General features: G+C 63.0%; 15 protein-coding genes, 3 tRNA genes, 1 rRNA gene and 2 pseudogenes. 12 read left to right on the top strand and 9 right to left on the bottom strand.

The window, feature by feature from the left end:
• Nucleotides 1–15 precede the first annotated feature (15 nt).
• The 4 genes from AB870_RS17015 to AB870_RS17000 all read left to right on the top strand — a co-directional run bounded on the left by AB870_RS17015 (nucleotide 16) and on the right by AB870_RS17000 (nucleotide 5610).
• A complete protein-coding gene (locus tag AB870_RS17015; RefSeq protein ID WP_047905615.1) occupies nucleotides 16–2745 on the top strand; it encodes a nitrate reductase in 2730 nt (909 codons plus the stop codon).
• A gap of 48 nt (nucleotides 2746–2793) precedes the next feature.
• The gene (gene cobA / locus AB870_RS17010) at nucleotides 2794–3561 is read left to right on the top strand and encodes a uroporphyrinogen-III C-methyltransferase (RefSeq protein WP_047905614.1); all 768 of its coding nucleotides are present in this window, start codon (nucleotides 2794–2796) and stop codon (nucleotides 3559–3561) included.
• A 198-nt stretch (nucleotides 3562–3759) separates the two neighbouring features.
• Nucleotides 3760–4386: an ANTAR domain-containing response regulator gene (locus AB870_RS17005; RefSeq protein WP_157112370.1), complete on the top strand. Its 627-nt coding sequence runs from the start codon at nucleotides 3760–3762 to the stop codon at nucleotides 4384–4386.
• Between the two features lie 57 nt (nucleotides 4387–4443).
• Nucleotides 4444–5610, top strand: a complete 1167-nt coding sequence (locus AB870_RS17000; RefSeq protein WP_047905613.1) for a CmpA/NrtA family ABC transporter substrate-binding protein — start codon at nucleotides 4444–4446, stop codon at nucleotides 5608–5610.
• A gap of 43 nt (nucleotides 5611–5653) precedes the next feature.
• Here AB870_RS17000 and AB870_RS16995 read toward each other — a convergent pair whose 3' ends face one another.
• Both AB870_RS16995 and AB870_RS16990 read right to left on the bottom strand, forming a co-directional pair.
• Nucleotides 5654–5914, bottom strand: a complete 261-nt coding sequence (locus AB870_RS16995) for a hypothetical protein (protein WP_047905612.1) — start codon at nucleotides 5912–5914, stop codon at nucleotides 5654–5656.
• Nucleotides 5915–6176: 262 nt separating this feature from the next.
• Nucleotides 6177–6518 (bottom strand): zinc ribbon domain-containing protein YjdM, encoded by a 342-nt coding sequence (locus AB870_RS16990; protein WP_047905611.1) that lies wholly within the window; start codon nucleotides 6516–6518, stop codon nucleotides 6177–6179.
• A gap of 308 nt (nucleotides 6519–6826) precedes the next feature.
• On the opposite strand from AB870_RS16990, the gene AB870_RS16985 reads away from it, so the two are divergent.
• Nucleotides 6827–7159: a hypothetical protein gene (locus AB870_RS16985; protein WP_237170141.1), complete on the top strand. Its 333-nt coding sequence runs from the start codon at nucleotides 6827–6829 to the stop codon at nucleotides 7157–7159.
• An 8-nt stretch (nucleotides 7160–7167) separates the two neighbouring features.
• Nucleotides 7168–7731, top strand: a pseudogene (locus tag AB870_RS16980) (autotransporter outer membrane beta-barrel domain-containing protein); the annotation flags it as partial.
• A gap of 65 nt (nucleotides 7732–7796) precedes the next feature.
• On the opposite strand, the gene AB870_RS16975 reads toward AB870_RS16980, so the two are convergent.
• Nucleotides 7797–8276, bottom strand: a complete 480-nt coding sequence (locus AB870_RS16975; protein WP_047905608.1) for a PaaI family thioesterase — start codon at nucleotides 8274–8276, stop codon at nucleotides 7797–7799.
• Between the two features lie 114 nt (nucleotides 8277–8390).
• Between AB870_RS16975 and AB870_RS16970 the strand changes: the two genes are divergently transcribed.
• Together AB870_RS16970 and AB870_RS16965 are read left to right on the top strand one after the other, a co-directional pair.
• Nucleotides 8391–9755: an aminotransferase-like domain-containing protein gene (locus tag AB870_RS16970; RefSeq protein ID WP_047905607.1), complete on the top strand. Its 1365-nt coding sequence runs from the start codon at nucleotides 8391–8393 to the stop codon at nucleotides 9753–9755.
• A gap of 163 nt (nucleotides 9756–9918) precedes the next feature.
• Nucleotides 9919–10935, top strand: a complete 1017-nt coding sequence (locus AB870_RS16965) for a bifunctional helix-turn-helix transcriptional regulator/GNAT family N-acetyltransferase (protein ID WP_047905606.1) — start codon at nucleotides 9919–9921, stop codon at nucleotides 10933–10935.
• On the opposite strand, the gene AB870_RS16960 is transcribed toward AB870_RS16965, so the two are convergent.
• From AB870_RS16960 to AB870_RS16940, 5 genes and pseudogenes are all read right to left on the bottom strand, one after another.
• Nucleotides 10909–11448, bottom strand: a complete 540-nt coding sequence (locus AB870_RS16960) for a cysteine hydrolase family protein (protein ID WP_047908333.1) — start codon at nucleotides 11446–11448, stop codon at nucleotides 10909–10911. The two genes, AB870_RS16965 and AB870_RS16960, sit on opposite strands and share 27 nt — an antisense overlap.
• A 288-nt stretch (nucleotides 11449–11736) precedes the next feature.
• Nucleotides 11737–12563 (bottom strand): annotated as a pseudogene (locus tag AB870_RS16955) (class I SAM-dependent methyltransferase).
• A 288-nt stretch (nucleotides 12564–12851) separates the two neighbouring features.
• Nucleotides 12852–13871, bottom strand: coding sequence for an IS110 family RNA-guided transposase (locus AB870_RS16950; protein ID WP_047905322.1), 1020 nt, complete (start codon nucleotides 13869–13871; stop codon nucleotides 12852–12854).
• Nucleotides 13872–14148: 277 nt separating this feature from the next.
• A tRNA-Met gene (locus AB870_RS16945) sits at nucleotides 14149–14225 on the bottom strand.
• A gap of 186 nt (nucleotides 14226–14411) precedes the next feature.
• Nucleotides 14412–15140: a transporter gene (locus AB870_RS16940; RefSeq protein WP_047905605.1), complete on the bottom strand. Its 729-nt coding sequence runs from the start codon at nucleotides 15138–15140 to the stop codon at nucleotides 14412–14414.
• Between the two features lie 410 nt (nucleotides 15141–15550).
• On the opposite strand from AB870_RS16940, the gene AB870_RS16935 reads away from it, so the two are divergent.
• Entirely contained in the window at nucleotides 15551–15961 is a 411-nt protein-coding gene (locus tag AB870_RS16935) for a metal-dependent hydrolase (RefSeq protein ID WP_237169969.1), read from the top strand.
• An 87-nt stretch (nucleotides 15962–16048) separates the two neighbouring features.
• Here the strand turns inward: AB870_RS16935 and AB870_RS16930 are convergent, their stop codons facing one another.
• The gene (locus tag AB870_RS16930; protein WP_047905604.1) at nucleotides 16049–17059 is read right to left on the bottom strand and encodes a serine/threonine protein kinase; all 1011 of its coding nucleotides are present in this window, start codon (nucleotides 17057–17059) and stop codon (nucleotides 16049–16051) included.
• A gap of 622 nt (nucleotides 17060–17681) precedes the next feature.
• Between AB870_RS16930 and AB870_RS16925 the strand changes: the two genes are divergently transcribed.
• From AB870_RS16925 to AB870_RS16915, 3 genes are all read left to right on the top strand, one after another.
• Nucleotides 17682–19214 (top strand): 16S ribosomal RNA (locus tag AB870_RS16925).
• 64 nt (nucleotides 19215–19278) lie between these two features.
• A tRNA-Ile gene (locus AB870_RS16920) sits at nucleotides 19279–19355 on the top strand.
• 111 nt (nucleotides 19356–19466) lie between these two features.
• Nucleotides 19467–19542 (top strand) — tRNA-Ala (locus tag AB870_RS16915).
• Nucleotides 19543–19745: the final 203 nt, after the last annotated feature.

The raw sequence follows: 19745 nt of genomic DNA, 5'->3' as shown, positions 1-19745 counted from the left end.
GGCCGGAGCCTGCCCATGACAACCATCACGCAAACCACCTGCTGTTACTGCGGCGTCGGTTGCGGCATGCTCGTCGAGAGCGACGGCGAGCGCATCGTCGGTGTGCGGGGCGACCCGGCGCATCCGGCGAATTACGGGCGGCTGTGCAGCAAGGGCATGACCTTGCCGCTCACCGCGCAGTCGCTTGCCGGTCGTGTGCTGACGCCCGAGATACGCGTCTCGCGAGATGCCGGGCGCACGCCCGCGACGTGGGACGCCGCTCTCGACACCGTGGCGTCGCGCTTTGCCGAGGTCATCCGCCGCCATGGGCCCGACGCGGTGGCGTTTTACGTATCGGGTCAGTTGCTCACCGAGGACTACTACGTCTTCAACAAGCTCGCCAAAGGGCTGGTGCGCACCAACAACATCGATACCAACTCCCGCCTGTGCATGTCGAGCGCGGTGAGCGCGTACAAGATGGCGTTCGGCGCGGACGGCCCGCCCACGTGCTACGAAGATCTCGAAGCCGCCCGCACGGTGATCTTCGCGGGCAGCAATATGGCGTATGCGCATCCGGTGCTGTTCCGCCGTCTGGAGGCGGCCAGGGCGGCCGATCCGTCGATTCGCTGGATCGTGATCGATCCGCGCCGTACCGATACCGCCGCGATGGCCGACCTGCATCTGCCTATCGTGCCGGGCACCGATGTCGCGCTGTTTCACGGCATGCTGCATCACCTGATCTGGGAAGGGCGCATCGACCGTCGCTACATCGATGCTCACACCGAGGGATTCGACGCGCTCAAGCAGACACTGCGCGCCTACCCGCCCCAACTCGTTGCGGACATTTGCGGTATCGAGGAGTCTGCGTTACGGCAGGCCGCCGACTGGTTCGGCGAGAGTCCGGCGGCGCTGTCGCTCTACTGCATGGGGCTGAACCAGTCGAGCCATGGCACGCAGAAGAACCTCGCACTCATCCATCTGCATCTGGCGACGGGGCAAATCGGACGTGCCGGCGCGGGACCGTTCTCGCTCACCGGGCAACCGAACGCCATGGGCGGACGCGAGGTCGGCGGTCTTGCCACCATGCTCGCCGCACATCGCGAAATCGGCAACGCGGCGCACCGTGCACAGGTCGAGCAGCTTTGGGGCGTGCAGGGACTCTCGGACACGCCCGGCCTGCCGGCCGTGGAAATGTTCGATGCCGTGCGCGACGCACGCGTCAAGGCCATCTGGATCGTGTGCACGAACCCGGTCCACTCGATGCCCGACAGCGCGCGGGTGCGCGAGGCGCTCGCGAACGCGGAGTTCGTTGTCGTGCAGGAAGCGTTTCACCAGACGGACACGGTGCCGTACGCCGACGTGCTGCTGCCCGCTGCCAGCTGGGGTGAGAAGGCGGGCACGGTCACGAATTCGGAGCGGCGGATTTCGCGCGTGCGTGCGGCGCTCGCGCCCCCGGGCGACGCGCGCGCGGACTGGTGGATCGCCGGCGAAGTGGCGCGGCGTCTTGCGCCGAAGCTAGGTGTGCCGCCCGAGCCGTTCGCGTTTACGTCCATCGAGGCGATCTTCGACGAGCATCGCTCGCTCACGCTCGGCCGCGATCTCGATATCGGCGGCATCGACTATGCGTTGCTCGACGCGAGCGGGCCGCAGCAGTGGCCATTCCCGGCGGGGGCGGCACACGGCGCCGCCCGTCGTTATGAGGATGGTGTGTTCGCTACCGCGCACGGCCGCGCCAAATTCCACGCCTTCGATTACCAGCCGGTCGCCGAGCCGATCAGTGCGCGGCATCCGCTGCGTCTGATTACCGGGCGCCTGCGCGATCAGTGGCATGGCATGAGCCGCACGGGCCGCGTAGGACAGTTGTTCGAGCACGCACCGGAGCCGGCCGTGACGATGCACCCGGCGGACGCGGCGCGTCGTGGTCTGCGCGCGGGGGACCTCGTGCGGTTGTCGAGCCGGCGCGCGGAGCGCGTGCTGACGCTGACGGTGAACGACGAGGTCGCGTCGGGCACGGTCTTCGTCCCGATGCATTGGAGCGGCCAGTTTCTCGGCGGCGGTGGCGTGAACGACACCACGACGAATGCCGTCGATCCGTATTCGAGACAGCCGGAGCTGAAGCACGCGGCGGTGCGGGTCGATCCGCTCACACTGCCCTGGCGCGTGGCGGCAGTGCGACGCGGCGATGCGCTTGCCTTGCACGCCGCGGTGCAGCCGCTGCTTGCCGGGCGCAGGTTCGCGGCGGTACGTCTGGAGGGCGACGACCGTATCGTCGTGACGGCCGCCGACGTCGAAGCCGATGCCCACTGGCTCGAACGGTTGCATACGGCGTTGGCGCTGCCGCGCGATGCGTCGCTGCTGGAGTACCGCGATGCGCGTCGGGCGACGACCAAGCGCGTGGCCTGGCGCGGGGCGCTCATCGACGGTGTGCTGGTCGCGGGCAGCGAAGCGGATGTGGCGGGATCGATGTCGCTGCTGGCGCGGGTGAGCGCAGCGTTGCCGTGGACGCGCGCGCGCCACGCGGTCTTCGTGGCCGATAGCGGCCCGGCCGCGCCGCGCGACCGGACGGTGTGCCAGTGCAAGGCGGTGGCGGCATCGAGCATCGACGCAGCTATCGCGGCGGGCGCGGACGTCGCGCAACTCAAGGCGACGCTTGGCTGCGGCACGGTGTGCGGCTCGTGCGTGCCGGAGTTGCAGCGCATGTGCAACGCGATGGCGATGGCTGCACAAACGAGTGCGGCGACGCCGGCAGTGACAGGCGCGGCATGACCGGCATGGGCGACACCGGAAGCATTGAGGAATCAAGGGAGAACGATCATGAAGCAAGGCAAAGTCACGCTGCTCAGTGCCGGCCCCGGCGCACTCGATCTGCTCACGTTACGCGCGGCGCGCGTGCTCGGCGAGGCCGATGTGCTGCTCATCGACGATCTGGCGAATCCGGAGATCGCCACGCTCGCGCCGCAGGCACGCGTGATTGCCGTGGGCAAGCGCGGCGGGTGCCGTTCCACGCCGCAGGCTTTCATCGAACGAATGATGTGCCGGTTCGCGAAATGCGGCGCGCATGTGGTGCGGGTCAAGGGCGGCGACGCACTGATGTTCGGCCGGGCGGGCGAGGAGATGACGGCACTGCGGCGCGCGGGCGTGCCGGTGGAGATCGTCAACGGCGTGTCGGCAGCCTTTGCGGCGGCGGCCGGCCTCGGCATGTCGCTGACGCATCGCGATCATTGTGCGGGCGTGACCTTCGTCACCGCGCACCGGCAGGACGGCAGTGCGCCGAACTGGGCGGCGCTCGCCGCGACCGGTACCACGCTGGCGATCTACATGGGACTGCATCGGGTCGAGGCACTGAGCGCTGCGCTGCTCGCGCATCTCGATGCCCACACGCCGGCGGGCATTGTCCAGTGGGCGGGCACGCCGCAGGAACGCCGCATGGTGACGTCGCTGGGCCGGCTGGCCGCCGATGTGCGGGCGGGCGGCTTCGCCAGTCCTGCCATCCTCCTCGTGGGCGGCGCGGTCGCTGAAGCGGCGATGGACGCTGCAACGACGCGACAACAACGCGAGGATGTCATCGCGCGGGCGGCCTGACGCGTTGTATCGGCAGTACCTATTCAGTGCCTATACTGAGCGCCAGGCGCTTCGAGAACGGATTCTTCACCGACTGGCCGACTGTGTCGGCCCTCACCAAACTTGCCGAAAACACCGGATGCCGGGGAGATCGATCCACCGGCCGCTCCTTCCCGCAAGACAACGGCTTCGGCGACACCGGTCGCCGCCGAGCCTGTTATGGCCACGCCCGCCGCGGCGGGCGCATCGCGTCCGGCTCACGCTTCGGGCGTGCTGCGCGTGCTCCTCGTCACGGACACCGACAAACCGATCGGCGAATTGCGCGCGGCGCTCGCGCGTCTGGGCTGCGAGATGCTCGCCGAAGTCGCCAAACCGCAGGCCTTGCCGCGTGTGGTCGAGAGCGAGCGGCCCGATGTGGTCATCATCGATACCGAATCGCCGTCGCGAGACACGCTGGAGCAACTGGCGGTCATGAACGCGGCGGCGCCGCGCCCGGTGCTGATGTTCTCTGCCGACGGTAATCAGTCGCTCATTCGCGCGGCCGTGGATGCGGGCGTGACGGCGTACTCTGTCGAAGGGCTGGCAGCCGACCGGCTCGCACCGATTCTCGAAGTCGCGCTGGCGCGTTTCGCCCACGAGGAGAAACTGCGGGCCCGGCTGGCGAAGGCCGAGAGCGAACTGGCCGACCGCAAGCTGATCGACCGTGCGAAGCGGCTGCTCATGGACCGGCGCAGGATTTCCGAGCAGGAGGCGTATGCCATTCTGCGCAAGCGGGCGATGGATCAGGGCGAGAAGCTCGTCGAGGTGGCGCGTCAGCTCGTCTCGATTGCCGAATTACTGGGATAGACACTGCTCATGTCGACGTCATCATGGTTGGCTTCCGGCGCGCCGTTGCCGGAGCGTATGTTGCACGAGGCGCACGAGACGCATGAGGCGTATGAGGCGCCGGAGAAGCGTCACTTGCGCGTGGGGTTCGTCGCGCTATCGGACGCGGCGCCACTGGTCGTGGCGAAGCGTCTGGAGCTTGGGCACGAGCATGGCCTCACGCTGGAGCTGAGCCGGGAGTCGTCGTGGGCGGCCATTCGCGACAAGCTGCTCACCGGCGAACTCGACGCGGCGCATTCCCTCTACGGGCTGGTCTATGGCGTGCAGCTGGGGATCGGCGGCCCACGCGAGGACATGGCGGTGCTCATGGTGCTGAATCGCAACGGACAGGCGGTGACGGTGACGCCGTCGCTGGCCGGCGCGCTGGCCGATACCGCAGACCTGCGCGCTGCCCTGGCCTCGCTCGGTCGTAGACCGGTCTTCGCGCAGACCTTCCCCACGGGCACGCACGCGATGTTCATGAACTACTGGTTTGCGGCGCAGGGCATCGACCCGCTCACGGACATTACCAGCATTGTGATTCCGCCCGCCCACATGGTGGCGGCGATGGAGGAGGGCGGGCTCGACGGCTTTTGCTGCGGTGAGCCGTGGCATGCCGTTGCGCAGGCACGCGGACTCGGACGCACGGTCGCGGTGTCCAGCGACATCTGGCCGAACCATCCGGAGAAGGTGCTGGCTTGCCGGCGGGATTTCGTCCTGCGTTATCCGAAGACGGCGCTGGCGTTGGTGCGCACCCTGCTGAGCGCCTGCCGCTGGCTCGACATGCCGGGGCACCGGGCGGAGGCGGCTGGCTGGCTGGCCGAACCGGCATGGGTCGGTGCGCCGCGCGATCTCATCGCGGCGCGATTGCTGGGCGATTTCGGGCGCTTGCGGGGGCGGCATGCATTGCTGCCGGTGAGCTTCTTCGACGACGGTGCGGTGAATTACCCGCATCCCGCCGACGGCATGTGGTTCATCTCGCAGTATCGTCGTTGGGGGATGGTCGGGGACGACGCGCTCGCGCAGGCTGCGCACACGGCGGCCGCGGTCAATCACACGGCATTGTTCGAGGCGGCGGCGCGGGCCGAGGGCGTGCCGGTCGCACCGCCGCCCGGGAGTGAAACGTTGTGCGACGGCAGGATCTGGAACACCGCGAGCGCCGCGGATCTGCGGGCTTACGTCGACGGGTTCGCCATTCGGGCGTGATGGGCGTGATAGGCGTGATGACCGCGATGAACGTGCCGCGTGCTTACTGCGCGAAGGCGTCGCAGTCCGTGCCGCCGCCCGCGAGGCAGGCGCGCAGGGCATGTTCACGATGGCGATGATGCAGGTTCAGGTGATAGACGAGGGCGAGCAGCACGACCTGGCGCGAGACGTTGGCAAAGACGGGCTCGAGACCGGCGGCGCGCGCCAGTTCGCGGCGCAGAACGGGGTGCAGACAGGCGAGCGCCAGGATCGCAAACGATCCGGGCACTGCGAGAAACGCCGCTAAAGCAATCTTCTTTTTCATGGCCGTCGGGTGTGGATAGGGCGTGGGTGAGCACGCACCTGCTGGAGACGGTTGGGGGGCTTCACGGAAGCCGGCGCACCGATGTGCGCCGGCGCACCGATGTGCGCCGGTTTTTCCTTGTTGGCGGGCGTCTCCTCCCGTCTCACTGCATGCGTGACAGTGTAGGGACCGGCCGCCATTCGATAAACGCGCGAAACGGAAAGCGTTTCTTGCGCAAAGTGGGAGGAATCGGGGGAAACGTCCCGCGACGGGACAGACCGGATCACACCTTCCTGACGAACTCCGTCTTCAGGCTCATGGCGCCGAAACCGTCGATCTTGCAATCGATGTCGTGGTCGCTGTCGACGAGGCGGATGTTCTTTACCTTGGTGCCCATCTTGATCGTGCCGCCGCCGCCTTTGAGTTTCAGGTCCTTGATGACGGTGACGGTGTCGCCGTTTTGCAGGATCGCACCGGTCGAATCGCGGTAGACACGCGCGGCCGGCTCGGCGGACGCTTCGGCCTGCGCCGACCATTCGTTGCCGCATTCCGGGCAAATGTACATGCCGGCGTCTTCATACGTGAATTCGGAATGGCATTTCGGGCAAGGGGGCAGTGTGCTCATCTGGCATGTTCCTCGGGGGAAGCAAAGGCGTTAAGAGCGCGAGAGTATAACGCCCGGCGCGCGGGTCCCGTTTGCGTTGGCTCAGGCGCCGGGGGCGGCCGCCGGCCTCGGTTGAAATCCCTAATGGAACGGCGGCGTCGCTCAGGCGATACTGCCCGGGGCGACAATGACCGCCTGTGTGAGCACCTGTGCGCTCCTCCCAAACGACCTCCAACTCCATCGCTGTTCTCGTCATGGCCGCCGAGATCCAGATTGTCATCCGTACGGAATGCCCGCCCGGTGCCTGCACTTGCGAGCGGGAAAGTCTCATGCAGGATCCGCATGGCGACCGCCGCATCCTGAGGCTCACGCAGACGGAGGAGAAGCGGCTGATTGCACGGATCGAAGCGATTTCCAGTTACGCCGACCTGAATCGCGTCATCGGCCTGATGCACGCGCAACTCGGCATCCGGTTGCGAATTTCGCCCGGCCCGAACGAAGTCAAAACGCTGCGCGGCATCATCATCCAACTCGACGCACAGCCGGGACTCTGCCGGAAGACCCGCTCCGCGATTCCCGCCGCCATCCGGCGCTGCCTCGATGCGCGTCCCGAAATCGCGTACGCGATTCTCGATTCCCACGACTTGCTCGGAGGTATCTGACCCTTGCCGTCGCAGGCTTCGGTACGCTCGGTTTCGATTCGCGCCGCTGGGTAACCGACGCGAACGACTTCGCGCGCGGCAAGCGCAACGGCCAGCAGTGCTTCGGTTCGTTGTCCGCCGGTTACGAATACCGCACAGACGACTGGCTGTTCTCGCCCTACGGACGCCTGACGGCCTCACGCTCCACACTCGATCAGTACAGCGAGACCGGCGCGGGACTCAACGCGCTCACGTACTTCAAGCAGAACGTGAACACGCTTTCCGGAACCCTGGGCGTGCGCGCGGGCTTTGCGAAGGCGACACGCCTCGGCACGTTCTCTCCCTACCTCCGCGTTGAGTTGCAGCACGACTTCAACGGACAGAGCCTCGCCGGGCTGGCGTATGCCGATATCGCGGCGAGCGGACCGGTGTATTTCGTGCCGGGCAGCCCGTACGGCAGCGACCGTGTGCAGGTCGGTGCCGGCACGAAGCTGCGTACCGGGGGGTTCTTGTTCGGCCTGGACGACAGCGTGCCGACGGGCATGGGCGGCTTGCAACAGGGTTTGCGCCTGACATTGACTGCGCCGTTCTGAGTCGGCGTCCGACCGGAAGGTCAACGTCATGGCCCGTCGATCGCAAGGTCGCCGGGCATGGTGGCTTATCGGCCCTTGGCGTGGTCGCCGCGCAAGGTCATGACGGCGCTGTCCACGCGTGCAACGACTTTGCCGTCGTCGCGCTCGATGTCGCATTGATAGTGGGAGACGGTGCGCCCGCGGTGCGTTGCCCATGCGTGCGCGAGCAGACGCGATTCCCACACGGGACGCAGGAACGTGGCCTTCAGGTCGATGCTGGTGAAGGTTTCGCCCTCGACCATGAGCGTGGAATGTGCGGTGCCGATGGCGGCATCTGCAAGCTCGCAGAGCAGGCCGCCGTGCACGGTGCCCTGCTGGTTGCCGTGGAGGTCGGTGCGTGCGTGCAATTCGATGACCGCCGATGCTTCACCGATCTCCACGATGCGAAAGCCCAGGAATCGCGAGATTGCCGTCGGGTAACGCATGTGGATCGTCTCGTCGCCGCGCAGTGTGCCGTCGAGCTGGCTTCGCAGGTAGTTCAGGACCGGGAGTGGGGTGGCGGACATGGCAGGCCTCGGTGGTTATTTGCTCCGCTCAGTGTCGTCGCCTAGAATCGGACAATCAAGAAATTGTCCTAGGTACAGTTCTTTCGTCCCTTCGTCCCTTCGCCCCTTTCGTCGATGTCGCCCACCTCGTCAGCCTCCTCCACGTCGCCTGTGGCCGCGCTCGTCGCGCGTTTGTCCGACGACATTCGCAGCGGTGCGTTCCCGCCGGGCATGGCGCTGCCGACACACCGCAAGCTCGCGGCGCAATATGGCATCGCCGTCGCCTCGGCCACGAAGGTCTACGCGAAGCTGCGCGATCTCGGACTGGTCGTCGGGGAAACCGGGCGGGGGACGTTCGTGCGCGACCGTCCGATGCAGCGCGAGTGGGACGTCGACGACGAGGCGCGGCTGAGTTCCAGTGCGGTGGACCTGTCGTTCAACCATCCGTCGTGGCCCGATCGCAGCGAACTGCTGCGCTCGACGTTGCGCGAACTCACGACGGCGGGCGATCTCAGTGCGTTGCTGCATCAGCAGCCGCCCGGCGGGCGCCGGCACGAGCGCGAGATCGTCGCGGCGTACTTGCGCGACACGCGGGGAATCGACGTGCCCGGCGAGCGCGTTTTCCTCGTGGGCGGCGCGCAACAGGGACTCGATGTCGTGGTCCGAGCGGCGCTGCGCCCCGGCGATGCGGTGGCCGTCGACGCGTTGACGTATCCCGGCTTCCGAATGACGGCGTCGCTCGCGGGACTGACGTTAAAGCCGGTGCCCTTCGCAGAGGGCGTCCCGGATCTCGATGCCCTGGAAGCGACGTGTCGTCATCACGCGGTGCGCGCGATCTACACGATGCCGACCTTGCACAATCCGCTCGGCGGGGTGTTGAACGAGGCGCAGCGTCGGCGTCTGGTAGATATCGCACGTCGCTACGACTGCCTGATCGTCGAAGACGCAACGTATGCCTATCTGGTGGACGATGCGCCGGCATCGGTCGTGACACTCGCGCCGGAGCGGACATTTCACGTGGCGAGCATTTCGAAGAGTGTGGCGACGGGGCTGCGGTTCGGCCATGTCGTGACGCCGGCGAGCCACGCAGGGGCGCTCATGCGGGTGATTCGCGCGACGTACTGGAGTCTGCCGAGCCTGGTGACGGCCATCGCCACGCGATGGATGGCGGGCGGGGACATCGTGCGTCAGGAGGAGCGCCAGCGCGAGAGCGCGAAACGGCGCCAGGCCGTCGCGCGGAAGGTGTTGCGCGGTATGGAGGTGGTGGCGCATCCCTCGTCGTTGTTTCTGTGGTTGCCCCTACCGGAAGGCCTGCGCATGGATCGGGTGGCATCTGCCCTTGCCGCAAGTGGTATCGCCGTGTCGAAGGCGCAGGCGTATGCCACGACACGCCACGCGCCGCATGCGCTTCGTCTCGGGCTCAGTTCGATGACCGACGAGCAGGTCGAGCCCGTATTGACGGCGGTTCGTGAGGTGATCGAACGGTTTCCTGTGGAGTGACCGGGGCAATGACGAGGCAACGCGGTGCTTGCCTAAGTTGCGAATCGCAACTATATTGGTTGCGTGCCGCAACTAGCATTTTGTGTCGCAACTGATACCCGGCTGGCCGACGCGTGCAGTCTTCGCTCTCCGCGTGACCGGTACACCTCCTGTGAGATGACCTATGGATTTTGTCGACATCCCCGGTAAGCCCCGTGACGCAGAGATTCTGGAACTCCGCGACTTCTCCCGCCGGTTGGTGCGCGAACTCGGCTTCATGCGTACCACGTTGGCCGATAGCGATCTTGCGCCGTCCGCCGTGCACGCCATCATCGAAATCGGCGCCGCGCCCGGCATCGGTGCCAAGGACCTCGGCCATATCCTGCGTCTCGATAAATCCAATACGAGCCGCCAGATCGCGAAGCTCGAAGCCAGCGGGCTCGTGCGGCGCGTGACAGCGAACGACGATGCCCGCGCCTCCGAGCTTTATCTGACCGAGGAGGGACAAAAGCTGCGCCAAAAGATCGACCGTTACGCCACGGATCAGGTGTCCAGCGCGTTGCGGCGCATCGTGCCCGCCGATCAGGCGGCGTTGGTCCGTTCCCTGGCGTTATATGCGGACGCGCTCGCGCAGGACAACGCTTCGAAGCGCGATACCGATGCGCAGATCGCGTCGCAGATCACGCAGGGCTATCGGCCCGGCTGTATCGGGGACATCGCGAGTCTTCATGCGCGCTACTACGCGCAGCACTGGGGCTTCGGTGCGTTCTTCGAGAAAAAGGTTGCCATGGGGCTGGCGGAATTTGCCGGTGCTTTGCCGGCCGAGGGCAAGGCGTTATGGCTTTACGTCGAGAACGATCGCACCCTCGCGTCGCTGGCCATCGACGGGAATCTCGAGACGGGAGTCGCTCATCTGCGATGGTTCATCGTCGATGACGTGTTGCGCGGCACGGGCGTCGGGCGACGTCTCATGTCCAACGCCATGGCGTTCGTCGATGCGCGGTTTCATGAGACGTACCTCTGGACGTTCAAAGGACTCGATGCGGCACGCCACCTGTACGAATCGTTCGGCTTCCGCCTCGCGGAAGCATTCGAGGGCGAGCAATGGGGGACGAAAGTCACGGAGCAGCGGTTTTGCCGTCTCAGAGGGAGGGGCGAGCCCGGCGTCGAGGACTCACTGCGTGTCGCGTCGGCCGACTAGCGCCAACGCGTCGGCCAGCGTGAGCACCGTTGTGCGCGAGTCGAACGCCGTCGCGAACAGCCGATCGTGAACGACCGGATCGGGGTCGTAGCAACAATCCTTGACGGTGAATAGCCGATAGTCGGCGTCGCTCGCGTAGGCCACGGTCGAAAGCATCACGCCCGTCGATGCAATGCCGGCCATGATGAGCGTGTCGATACCTTTGCCGGAAAGCCGCACCTCCAGATCCGTGCCGAAGAATGCGCTGGCGCGGTGAGCGAGAATGAGCGGCTCGTCCGCCCGTTGGCCGAGTTCCGGCGAGATGCAGTCGTCGACGAAGCGCCCGAGGCGTTTGACACCCTGTCCGTTCCGGTTCATCGGACTGATCTCCGGATAACCTGCGCTGAAGTGAAATTTGACGAAGTAGACGCCGATGTCGCTGAGACGGGCGGCGTCGCATAGCGCACGGGTATTGGCCAGCAGCGCTGGTGCGGCGCTCGGAAACAACGCGAGGATATCCGTCTGGTAATGCATGACGATCAATGCGGTTTTCGCCGGGAGGATCGCTGTGCCGGGCGCGTCGTATTGGCGGGCGTTCGAATCTGCGGTGCTGCCTTCGGGGAAAGCGGACATAAGCGGGTGCAGTAGCGGAAGGTTCAGGGAGCGGGACGCTGGACCTGCATGGGGCGACTCTAGCATGGGCGCGGTTACCGGATTCGCTGTCCGGCGTTCGCCGTTTGCATTCGGTATTCGGCATCTCGCATCTGCATTGAAGTCTGCCGGGCTTTGTCTGGCCACTGTGTCAGGGCGTACGCACCCTGGCTATCCTGCCGCCACAACGACATGCGCCTGTATTTTCCCGCTCACTGGGCCGTTGCCGTGACGTGCCGCAATCGCTTGCGTTGCGCTGTGCGTCGCTGCGGGCAACGACCCGGCATCGCGCGCTTCGATTCCATTGCGCAGCGGCGTGCCGTGACAGTATGCGATGGCCGCATCGCGCGCCGAAGCGGCAAGACTTGTTCTGGCGTGTGTCTCGATGTGGATGTCGGAGAATCCGGCGCGCGTCAGATCCTCACGGATGCGCTCGACGTCGTGATAGCCATGCGGCGTGCGGGCGAGAAATTGCGGAGGATCGTCGGGGAACAACGCGGCGACGGCGCGAGCGACTTCGTCCGCAAACTCGTTTTCCTCGATGCGATCCCAGACGCTGAAGACGAAACGTCCACCGGGCTTCAGCACACGACGCGCCTGTGCGAAGCCTTGCGTTCGGTCGGGGAAGAACATGGCGCCGAATTGGCAGACGACGAGGTCGAAGGACGCCGCATCGAAGGGAAAATGGCAAGCGCGTCGGCCTGCCGCCATTCGATGCGTTCGTCGGCAGGTTGGCGGCTCGCGGCGTAGTCAAGCATCGGCGCGTTGAGATCGGTAACGACATAACGCGTATGCGCCGGGAGCCGGGGCGCGAGCGCGCGGGTAACGGCACCGCTGCCGGCGGCCGTCTCCAGCACTGCGGCGGGCGAACTCGCGGCGATCAGTTTTGCCGTGTCTTCGGCGTATTCTTCGGCGTATGACTCGAAGATCAGCGGCACCATCAGCGTGTCGTAACACTTCGGGATCGAACCGGCGAATACCTTGTCGTGGTCGGACATGATGCGCTATATGAACGCGTCCCGTTTGCAACAGTTTTCGCGTGTTTTGATAGACAGGATGGGCTGCAGCTCTATATCCGGCCTCGATGCAGTCGGTACAGTCGCTGCGGGCCCCTATGAAATTCGCTGACTCGCACCTCATTCTCCCGGCGAGCTCAAAGCTCGAGGCATCATTCAGGTTTAGCGAGTCCCGGTCCTACCTGGCTTGTCATCACACTCGATTGCTGCGCAACCTTTCGACGTTCACCCTGTGTTTAAACGTTAATCCTCTACGCAAGCGCTGCCCGTTTAGACGGGTTTCACGCTCACGTATCCCTTCTGGTACTGCCGGTCATGGGCAAGAACTGCCCAGATCGTTCGCGCCATCTTGTTGGCTAACGCGACGATTACGACATTTTTTGGCCGCCGCTTCTGGATTTGTTCGACCCACTCACCGGGCTCTTTCGCATGCGTCAGCACAGATCGTGCACCGTGAATCAGCAGGGTGCGCAGATATGTGTCGCCGCGCTTTGATATGCCATGCAAGTTCACCTTGCCGCCCGAACCCGTCTGCTTCGGCACGATCCCAACCCACGCGGCAAACTCTCGTCCCGAACTGAACGCTTTCGCATCTCCCATCATCGCGACAGCTGCTGTTGCCGTCAGTAATCCAACACCGGGAATCTCGCTGATGGCCTTGACCGCCTTATCCTCTTTCTTCCACTCGCGCATCCGACGCTCGATCTCAGCGATCTGCTCATCAAGCTTCTCCAGTCCGTTCCACTGCGCGCGAAACGTATCGATCAGCACGGCAGGCAAACGCTCCGCAATCCGTTCGAGCACAGCGGGTATTTCCTTATCGAGCTTCGCCCGACTCTTGCCCATCACTTCACCGTATTCCGTTAGCAGCCCTCGCAGAGCATTAATCTGCATCGTGCGAAATTTGATCAGTTGCTGTCTCATCCGGTGCAGCCCCAGCATGGCTTGCTGCATTTCGGTCTTTACTGCGACCGGCTTGCCCGGCTGCTGCACGGCCAGCCAGATCGCCTTCGCATCAGCCGCATCGCTCTTGTTCCTGATGTTGAAAGCCTTTACGAACTCCCCCGGCATCAGCTTCACCTCGTGGCCCAGCTTCGCGAGTTGCCGGGCCCAGTGGTGCGCACCACCGCACGCTTCCATCCCGATCAGGCACGGCGCTCGGTTCGCAAAATGCTCAAGGAACTTTGCCCGCTTGATCGGCTTGTTCACGATCTCGCCAGTTTCCTGATCGACGTAATGCACTTGGAACACACTTTTCGCGATGTCTACACCCACTGCCGTACAATTCACTCGGATCCTCCGGTTGCTTTGGAAAACTTCGTATTTTCCACTTTGGGCACATCGATGCCGTTGGCCCGTGAGGATCCACCTTCCTTTGCTCACTCGGTCACGGGGTGGGACGCGTTCATTTCATTCTCCCTGTCAAAGGCCGCGACGACGCTTCCTGAATTCTAGATGCTGGGAGAGACTTCGTGACGTGTACCGAACGGCGCGTAATCAGGGACACCGAATGGCGCCGGGAATGACAAAAGCCCGTTGACCTTGCGATCAACGGGCTTTCCGTATTTGGTTGCGGGGACAGGATTTGAACCTGTGACCTTCGGGTTATGAGCCCGACGAGCTGCCAGACTGCTCCACCCCGCGTCTGAGAAGAAGAATAATACGGGTATTCTGCGCATCGTGTCAAGAATTTATGACATTAAATTTAAGGGGTGCTCGAAATTCATGCGCGTCGTGTGCGTATTTCTCGCGTCCCGCGCGGGTCGCAACGCGCTGCGTACGTCCCGGCCTGTCGTTGGCTCCCACTTCCGGCGACAGGGCGGGCGACGCTTACCAGCGAATCGTTACCCCGGCCTGAACCGAATGCGTGAGGGAGGCGGGATTCAGGCCGCGCTTGTAGCCGACGTCCAGATCGAGGTCCTTCGTCGGACTGTAAATGGCGCCGACGAGCGCATACGCGGGCTTGGTCTGCGTGGTGCTGTCGGGGTTCGTTGCCATGCCGATATCGCCGACGAGCCGCAATTCCTCCGTCACGCTGAAAAGCATGGCCGTTGATACATTCCACAGGCTCTGCCGGTTGCCCGTGCTGTTGTTGTTCCAGGTGTAGCCGGCGTTGGCGAGGAACGTCCAGCGATCGAGCGTATATTGCATCAACAGGTTGGCGCCGGTCGTGGCGCGCCCGTTGCCGAGGCCGCGATCCTGGCTTGCCGTCGGGAGCGTGACGAATGGTTTCAGGCCGAGACTCCATTGCTCGCCTTCGAGAAAGCGCCATTTGGCCTGCAGCTGGAGGTCGGTGAAGCCACTGGTCCAGCCGTCGCCGTCCGGACGGCTGCGTTGGTAGGGCGCCTGAATGGCCACGTCGAGCGCGGGCAGTACCCCATAGGTCAGTGTGTTGGTCCATTGCTGCTGTCGCGATGTCGGCAGCGTTATCCATTCGCTATTGAGTTCCAACTGCCAGTTGCCCGTATCCTGCGTGCCCGTGTCATCCGTGACGAGCGGATTCGTAGCATGCGCGGCGAGCGGCATAATCGCTGCGGCCAACATCAGAAACTTCTTCATCGAAAACTCCTGCGGGATTTTTTGCTTGTCGACCTCGGCTCGTCTCGCGGCGAACGAACGGGGAATCGCGACGCTATGGACCGGTCGGGCGGATCGTAAAGTTCGCATATGACGCCGTCAATCGAATCATGTCGAAAGGCGGGACGAGGGCGGGCGAACGTGTCGTATTGGCGTTGTATTGGCGTTGTATTGGCGTCGTATTTGCCTCTGTGCTCGCGGTGCTGCGCAAAGGGCGTTGCGGATTTGTTTTTGATGTGGTGATGCCCGATGGCTGCGCGCGAGCCGCGTTCGATATGCGGTGGTAGACTTCGCCCCCTTTTGTGCGGATTCGAATGTCTTCGCGCGTCGACTCGTATCTTTCCATGCAAGCCAGAAGTCATCTCATATTCGGTATCGGCGCGACTTGGCTGATGCATCGTACCGGTTGGGCCGCGAGCGTTCACGCATGGCCGTTGACGCTGGTTGGCGCGTTGCTGCCCGATATCGATCATCCGAAAAGTATGCTGGGGCGGCGCGTGGCGCCTCTGTCGCTTGCGATATCCCATGTCTTCGGGCACCGCGGCCTGACGCATTCCCTGTTATTACCGGCGTTTGCGATCGTCGCGTGTCTTTACGGATGGGGTCGCGTGCCGCCCTGGATGCTCGCGCTGTGTGCCGGATACCTGTCGCACTTGCTGGCGGACTGGCTGACGCCCTCCGGTGTGCCGCTGTGCTGGCCTCTTCGGACTCGCTTTCGCTCGCCGCTTCATGTCACGACAGGGTCCGCCGCCGAGTGGTGCGTGGCGGCGGCGCTTGCGTTCGCGATGTGGCGATGGTGGTGAGAGGGCTAAGGGGCGCCTGGCTTGCTCGGGGCCGACGTCCCCGATTGGCGTAGCGTCGTCGACATACCGCCCCCGGGCGAAAGGCTTTCAGCGCCAGGCGAGCGGCGGTTCGTCCATTAGCGCAACCTGCTCGCGTAGTTCCAGGATACGGTCCTGCCAATAGCGCTGTGTGTTGAACCAGGGGAAGGCGGCGGGGAACGCCGGGTCGTCCCAGCGTCGCGCGAGCCAGGCGCTGTAATGCAGCAGGCGCAACGTGCGCAATGCTTCCGTCAGATGGAGTTCTCGCGGATTGAAGTCGGCGAAGTCTTCGTAACCGGAGAGGACTTCGTCCAATTGGACAGTCATCTCGGCGCGTGTGCCGGAGAGCAGCATCCAGAGGTCTTGCATCGCGGGGGCCATGCAAGTGTCGTCGAAGTCGACGAAATGCGGCCCGGCGTCGGTCCACAACACGTTGCCGCCGTGACAGTCGCCGTGAACGCGCAGTTGCCGGACATCCCCCGCTCGTTCGTATGCGCGCGCAATGCCGGTAAGGGCAAGGTCGGCGATGCTGCGCCAGGCGTCGCGCAAGTCGACCGGGATGAAGTCGTTCGTCCACAGATAGTCGACCGCCGCCCGACCATAGGTATCGATGTCCAGTGTGAGGCGATGGCGGAACGGCTGGATGGCACCCTGTGCATGGATGCGCCCCAGAAAGCGGCCGAGCCAGTTGAGCGTGTCCGGATCCTGAAGCTCGGGCGCGCGGCCGCCGCGTCGTGGGAAGAGGGCGAAGCGGAAGCCGTTGAAGTGGTGCAGCGTTCGGCCGTTGATTTCCAGTGGGGCGACGACAGGGATCTCGTTGTGCGCGAGAGACTGCGTGAATGCGTGTTCTTCGAGGATGGCGTCATCGGTCCAGCGCTCGGGGCGATAGAACTTGGCGATCAGTGGGTGACCGTCTTCCATTCCTATCTGATAGACGCGGTTCTCGTAACTGTTGAGCGCGAGCAGGCGACCGTCGCTATAGCTTCCCAGTTGCTCGACGGCAGAGATGACCGTGTCGGGCAGCAGAGCGGCGAAGGGATGTGCTTGCTCGGAGGCGTCGTGAGGCAGATCTGTGTTCATGCGCGCTATTGTGCCCAAAGGCGGCGATGCCGGTGTGGAGATGTGCACGGCAGCGAAAGCGCGGCGGCGCTTTTTCCCTCTTCTATAGAGACCTGCCACTGCGCGGCCCGGAGCGCGAGAAAATGCGGCATCGTCAAAATAGTTTCACAAAGGACTTGCGCGATGGGGCGAAGGTCATTAATATCTCGTCTCTCGCAACGACGGCGACGCAGCGAAAGCGGCGGCGAGGTTGATGCGACGGGCCGAAAAGCCCGGTGGTTGGCGGTTTTGGGGCTGGTGAGTTGCGAGAGCGACGAGCGATGAAGGCGAAAAAAACTGTTGACGACGACGAGAGGCTGCGACATAATCTCACTTCTCTGCTGCTGATGCAGCGACGCAGAAAACGAAGCGACGGCGCGGTAAGTCGGCGACGAAGCGAAGTTCGATGCGATTGATCTTTAAAAATTGAACAACCGATAAGTGTGGGCACTCGATGAATGGTGCGTCTGCTTCGGCAGATAAGCTTTAAATTTATTGAGGCTCACATAGTAATAGGTAAGTTAAGAAATTAACTTGTCAGCATACTTTGAGAGCGACCGGTTCTAGCGATGTATCGCGAAAGACCGAAAACAGTAACAGGTTTAAACTGAAGAGTTTGATCCTGGCTCAGATTGAACGCTGGCGGCATGCCTTACACATGCAAGTCGAACGGCAGCACGGGTGCTTGCACCTGGTGGCGAGTGGCGAACGGGTGAGTAACATATCGGAACGTACCTTGTAGTGGGGGATAGCTCGGCGAAAGCCGGATTAATACCGCATACGCTCTGAGGAGGAAAGCGGGGGACCTTTGGGCCTCGCGCTACAAGAGCGGCCGATATCAGATTAGCTAGTTGGTGAGGTAAAAGCTCACCAAGGCGACGATCTGTAGCTGGTCTGAGAGGACGACCAGCCACACTGGGACTGAGACACGGCCCAGACTCCTACGGGAGGCAGCAGTGGGGAATTTTGGACAATGGGCGCAAGCCTGATCCAGCAATGCCGCGTGTGTGAAGAAGGCCTTCGGGTTGTAAAGCACTTTTGTCCGGAAAGAAATCCTCTGGGTTAATACCTCGGGGGGATGACGGTACCGGAAGAATAAGCACCGGCTAACTACGTGCCAGCAGCCGCGGTAATACGTAGGGTGCGAGCGTTAATCGGAATTACTGGGCGTAAAGCGTGCGCAGGCGGTTTTGTAAGACGGATGTGAAATCCCCGGGCTCAACCTGGGAACTGCATTCGTGACTGCAAGGCTAGAGTATGGCAGAGGGGGGTAGAATTCCACGTGTAGCAGTGAAATGCGTAGAGATGTGGAGGAATACCGATGGCGAAGGCAGCCCCCTGGGCCAATACTGACGCTCATGCACGAAAGCGTGGGGAGCAAACAGGATTAGATACCCTGGTAGTCCACGCCCTAAACGATGTCAACTAGTTGTTGGGGATTCATTTCCTTAGTAACGTAGCTAACGCGTGAAGTTGACCGCCTGGGGAGTACGGTCGCAAGATTAAAACTCAAAGGAATTGACGGGGACCCGCACAAGCGGTGGATGATGTGGATTAATTCGATGCAACGCGAAAAACCTTACCTACCCTTGACATGTACGGAATCCTGCTGAGAGGCGGGAGTGCTCGAAAGAGAGCCGTAACACAGGTGCTGCATGGCTGTCGTCAGCTCGTGTCGTGAGATGTTGGGTTAAGTCCCGCAACGAGCGCAACCCTTGTCCTTAGTTGCTACGCAAGAGCACTCTAAGGAGACTGCCGGTGACAAACCGGAGGAAGGTGGGGATGACGTCAAGTCCTCATGGCCCTTATGGGTAGGGCTTCACACGTCATACAATGGTCGGTACAGAGGGCTGCCAAACCGCGAGGTGGAGCTAACCCCAGAAAACCGATCGTAGTCCGGATCGCAGTCTGCAACTCGACTGCGTGAAGCTGGAATCGCTAGTAATCGCGGATCAGCATGTCGCGGTGAATACGTTCCCGGGTCTTGTACACACCGCCCGTCACACCATGGGAGTGGGTTTTGCCAGAAGTAGGTAGCCTAACCGCAAGGAGGGCGCTTACCACGGCAGGATTCATGACTGGGGTGAAGTCGTAACAAGGTAGCCGTAGGGGAACCTGCGGCTGGATCACCTCCTTTCTAGAGCATGCACTGGAAGTTGAGTGCTCACGCTTATCGGTTGTTGACTGCGTAGATCTAAGTCGGGTCTGTAGCTCAGGTGGTTAGAGCACCGTCTTGATAAGGCGGGGGTCGAAGGTTCAAGTCCTTCCAGACCCACCAACTCTTTCCACCGATGTCTGGTAGAAAGAAATCTGGCTGAGGCAAGGCACAAAAAGCCGCGGCATACACCGGTATGCAAGGTTTTTTGTAACGCCGCATCAGACTGATTTGGGGGGCATAGCTCAGCTGGGAGAGCACCTGCTTTGCAAGCAGGGGGTCGTCGGTTCGATCCCGTCTGCCTCCACCAACACCTTGGATCTCACATCGATGTCAGTCAAAAGCGCTTTACGTCTGTAGTCAATCCCCCTGTGGTGAGTACGCGTTCTGTGAATGCTTTTGAATGACAGCAATGTCATGCAGTATTTGTTCTTTAACAATTTGGAAGAAGAAGTAGTACAACGGAAGCGCGTTAGAGATGGCGCGTGGAAATTGTACGGGTTGTGATTGTAT

Source organism: Pandoraea faecigallinarum (assembly GCF_001029105.3).
GTDB classification, from domain to species: Bacteria; Pseudomonadota; Gammaproteobacteria; order Burkholderiales; family Burkholderiaceae; genus Pandoraea; species Pandoraea faecigallinarum.
This window is presented reverse-complemented; position numbering and strand designations above follow the sequence as displayed.